We start from the raw sequence: 3,851 nt of genomic DNA, 5'->3' as shown, positions 1-3,851 counted from the left end.
GGGGGGTTCCCAGAAGTCCTCGAAATCTTCTTCTATCAGTGCCGGAGAGGTGGCAGTTTCGTCGCTTTTGGCAATCGTCATTTTTTCGGCCTCTCTAGGTGGGAGTATCCATGTTTTTGACTCTCGATCGATTCTATGATAACTTCATTGCCAACTTGATCATCTTTGCTCAAAAATATTGATGAATAAGCAAAAATTTTTTAACTCGCCGCAGTCTTATTAGCAGCGTTTGCGCCGAAGTGCCGGGGCCTGAGATAATCAGATAGCTATTATCTCAAAAACTATCACCATGACGATCGATCCGCAACAACTCATCGAACTAGCTCTCAAATCGGGAGCGGTGGCAGCCGAAGTTTATCAATCTTCCTCCCTTTCCCATCCCGTTTTTTTTGAGGCTAATCGTCTTAAACAGTTAGAAAGTTCCGAATCCGTGGGAACTGCCTTGAGATTATGGCGCGAGGGTTGTCCGGGGTTAGCGGTGGGTTATGGTGATGTGGAACCGGAAATTTTAGTAGAAACGGCGTTAAATTTATCCTATCTCAATGCCCCGGAAGAAATCGAATTTTCGGCACCACGACAGGCAATCTATGACCCGATTGGGCAAGATGTGGCGGTAGAATCTTTAATCGAGATGGGTAATCAAATGATTGGCCATATTCGCCAAGTTTATCCTGAGGTTATTTGTAGTGGTGAATGGGAATGTGAACGGGAAATCACCCGTTTGGTTAATTCCCAGGGTTTATATTGTCAATATACCGATACAGCTTTGAGTTATTATCTGGGGATTGAATGGGTACGGGGGGAGGATTTTCTGGCGGTTTATGATGGGGAATATACTCGCAGTACTCCTCATCCCGAAACGGTAATTAAACAGTTATTGCAGCGACTACAATGGGCAGCCAATAATGTAGATAGTCCCACGGGGAAATTACCAATTTTATTGACCGCTAATGCAGTTACCCTTTTATGGGGTACGGTGGCGATGGCTTTAAATGGGAAACAGATCTTAGAAAAGTCCTCGCCCTGGAGTGATAAAATCGGTCAATTGGTGATGTCAGAAAAGTTGACTTTATCCCAACAACCCCAGCGAGAACCCTATAGTTGTCCCTTTGATGATGAGGGAACTCCCACCAAATTTTTATCTTTAATTGAGGGAGGTATAGTTAAGGAATTCTATAGCGATCTTACCACGGCAAGATTATTAAAAACTCCTCCGACGGGAAACGGTTTTCGTCCTAGTTTAGGCGTTTATCCTCTGCCAGATTTGGTTAATTTAATCGTGGCACCGGGAGAGGGAACTTTAGAGGATTTAATCTCGCAAATAGATGAAGGCTTAGTTATCGACCAAATTTTAGGTCATGGGGCGGATATTTCGGGCGATTTTTCTGTCAATATCGATCTGGGTTATCGCATAGAAAAGGGCAAAATCACCGGACGAGTTAAAGATACAATGGTGACGGGAAATGTTTATACGGCTTTGCAAAATTTAATCGCTTTGGCATCTGATAATCAATGGAATGGTTCCTGTTATACTCCCTCGCTAATTGTTGATAGTTTATCGGTCAGTTATCAGTTATCAGTTATCAGTTATCAGTTATCAGTTATCAGTTATCAGTTATCAGTTATCAGTTATCAGTTATCAGTTATCAGTTATCAGTTATCAGTTATCAGTTATCAGTTTACTGAAATTAACTCAGCTTACTTTTTGGGGTTAATTTTTTTGGGCTTTATTTGACCTGAAAAGAGGGGGTCGCAGGCCGGCACGGATTCCCATTCTATAAGAAATTATCTGTCAAGTCGCGGGGTTTTGTCAAGCTTTTTTGGGAAAAAAATTTAACCGACACTCAAGGGGAGAAAATTGTCGGCAGAGATATTATTTAATCCCCCCTTTGAGTCGGTATTTTTCAGCTTGGCATTAACGCTTTAGTTGTCGAGGCACCAAGGCGATTTAATTGCCGATTAATTTGCCATCCGACGAGGGTTAAACCCAACCACTGAGCGAAGATTGCCAAAGCGAAAGAGGGAAGTGTAGCGTATTTAGTAGCGGCAATGGGAAGAAAAGTAAAAAACCATAAAAGCGGAGATTGACTGGGATTAACTCCCAAGACAGCGAAACAGAGGAAGGGGAAAATAATCAAAATGCCGATGCTAGTGGCTGCCAGCAAAGCGCGTTTATTTGTGCTGGCTAACATCAATAATTGGGCGATAGCGGCATAGACTAAAATCATGTTCATTGCCAAGAGAAACCCGGCTGCAGTGGCTAGTTTATATTGATCGAGAGGGGCGATAAAAATAGCGGGAAGGATAAATAAAATGGCAATGGCGACGTTAATAGCCATGGCTAGGGTAGAAGGACTTTTTTCGCCAAAGATTAAAGCTTTCCCCAGACTAATGCCCGTTTTTCCTTGCAGATGACGATAGCGCGCCCAATCTTGGAGAGTTTGACGAGGGGGAGTGAGGGCAAAAAGGATTAACAAGCCAAAAATCGCCACAAAAACGCTAAGAATCGCAAAATTATCGAAAATATAGCTCGGATGCAGAGTTTGGAAGACAAAACCTAGGCTAATGGCACTAAAACAACCCATCATCCAGTAACTTTGGGGTTTACTAACAAGAGTAGCGAGGGGATTATGGAAGCGACGCTGGAGAATTCTGGTTAAACCGTAGGTGCAGAGGGCAAAATTGAGCAAAATTAAGCTAATACCCACTATAACCGATTGCCAGAGAGATTGACCGTACCAACGCAGATCAAAGATTTGTGAGATCCCTAGATAGCGTACCGCATCGGGGGGGAGAAAGGTAGATTTAACTAGATAGGGGAGGACAAAACTAGGATTAAAGAGAATTAACCAATCAAAGGGGGTACGGGAACCACCATAGCCCGATACAATCACAATAGTGCTATAAAACACAAAGATTAAGACCGTAGCACTGCCTAACCAGGGTTGAAATCCTCCTAACCATGGCGTGGCTAAAGCGAAACTAAGGGCGGCATGATAGAAAAAGGCACAACTAGCGATTAGAACCGCGTAGAAGGCTAAAATTAACGATAAGGGAATACCTGCTAATAAACCCGCTCCCAAGTGAAAGGGTAAAGCGAGAAGACAGACGAGATAGAGGAGAATGGGAACCCCGAAAATTTTGCCGATAAAAATCGTTTTGGCGGGTTGGGGACTCAGACGGATAAAATTAAGTGTACCCCGGCGTTCTTCCCCGGAAAGATCGGCGATTAATTGATAGGTTCCCACCACTAAAAGAGCGAAAATGCCGGTAATGCTCAGAAAAGTGAAGATATCTAACCACCATAACCGGGAGATAATCATCCATTCACCATTTAGGTCTTGGATACAGTATCTAATCCCACTATAGGGATAATAATCGTTGTTATTGGGGGGATTAGCGGTACAGTAACGACTAAATCCCGCCGCTACTGGCAAGAGATTTTGATAGTATAAATAAACTAATAATTGACCAACTAGGGAGATAATCGAGGCGATCGAGATATTTTTCGGGGTTAATCTTCCTTGCCATTCTCGCATAATTTGCGGGTTGGTTTCCGTAAGGCGATCGATTATTGTCGCTATCATATTTTTGTCCTCTCTACAGCCGTTATCAGGAGCTAATCCTAGATTAACCGCTCAACTAAACTTACTCAAACTTACTTAAAAGCCTGAAAGCTTAGTCATTCGTAGTTCGACTGGCTCACTAACAAGTGGGTCAAGCACTACAGGGTTAAACGGCAAACCCTTTATTCCCTGGTCAATGACATCAGGAATTACTTTTCTAATGATGTTAAATGCCCCATTGACATCGGCATTTAACAACTGATTTGTTCCCATTTTATAAAGTCC

The 3,851-nt window shown here is 42.8% G+C and carries 1 protein-coding gene and 3 pseudogenes; 1 reads left to right on the top strand and 3 read right to left on the bottom strand.

Going from position 1 to position 3,851, the window contains the following annotated elements; genetic code table 11:
- Window positions 1–81 (bottom strand): annotated as a pseudogene (locus tag EWV68_RS22150) (Uma2 family endonuclease); the annotation flags it as partial.
- Window positions 82–289: 208 nt separating this feature from the next.
- Between EWV68_RS22150 and EWV68_RS18905 the strand changes: the two are divergent.
- Window positions 290–1,564, top strand: a pseudogene (locus EWV68_RS18905) (TldD/PmbA family protein); the annotation flags it as partial.
- 340 nt (window positions 1,565–1,904) lie between these two features.
- Here the strand turns inward: EWV68_RS18905 and EWV68_RS18900 are convergent.
- Together EWV68_RS18900 and EWV68_RS18895 are read right to left on the bottom strand one after the other, a co-directional pair.
- Window positions 1,905–3,587 (bottom strand): hypothetical protein, encoded by a 1,683-nt coding sequence (locus EWV68_RS18900; protein ID WP_287170707.1) that lies wholly within the window; start codon window positions 3,585–3,587, stop codon window positions 1,905–1,907.
- A 75-nt stretch (window positions 3,588–3,662) separates the two neighbouring features.
- Window positions 3,663–3,851, bottom strand: a pseudogene (locus tag EWV68_RS18895) (RNA-guided endonuclease TnpB family protein); the annotation flags it as partial.

This window comes from Microcystis sp. M_QC_C_20170808_M9Col (genome assembly GCF_007095495.1).
Lineage (GTDB): Bacteria > Cyanobacteriota > Cyanobacteriia > Cyanobacteriales > Microcystaceae > Microcystis > Microcystis aeruginosa.
This window is presented reverse-complemented; position numbering and strand designations above follow the sequence as displayed.

Coding starts and splice junctions, on each gene's coding strand:
- EWV68_RS18900 (WP_287170707.1), bottom strand. CDS start 3,587: ATGATAGCGACAATAATCGATCGCCTTACGGAAACCAACCCGCAAATT.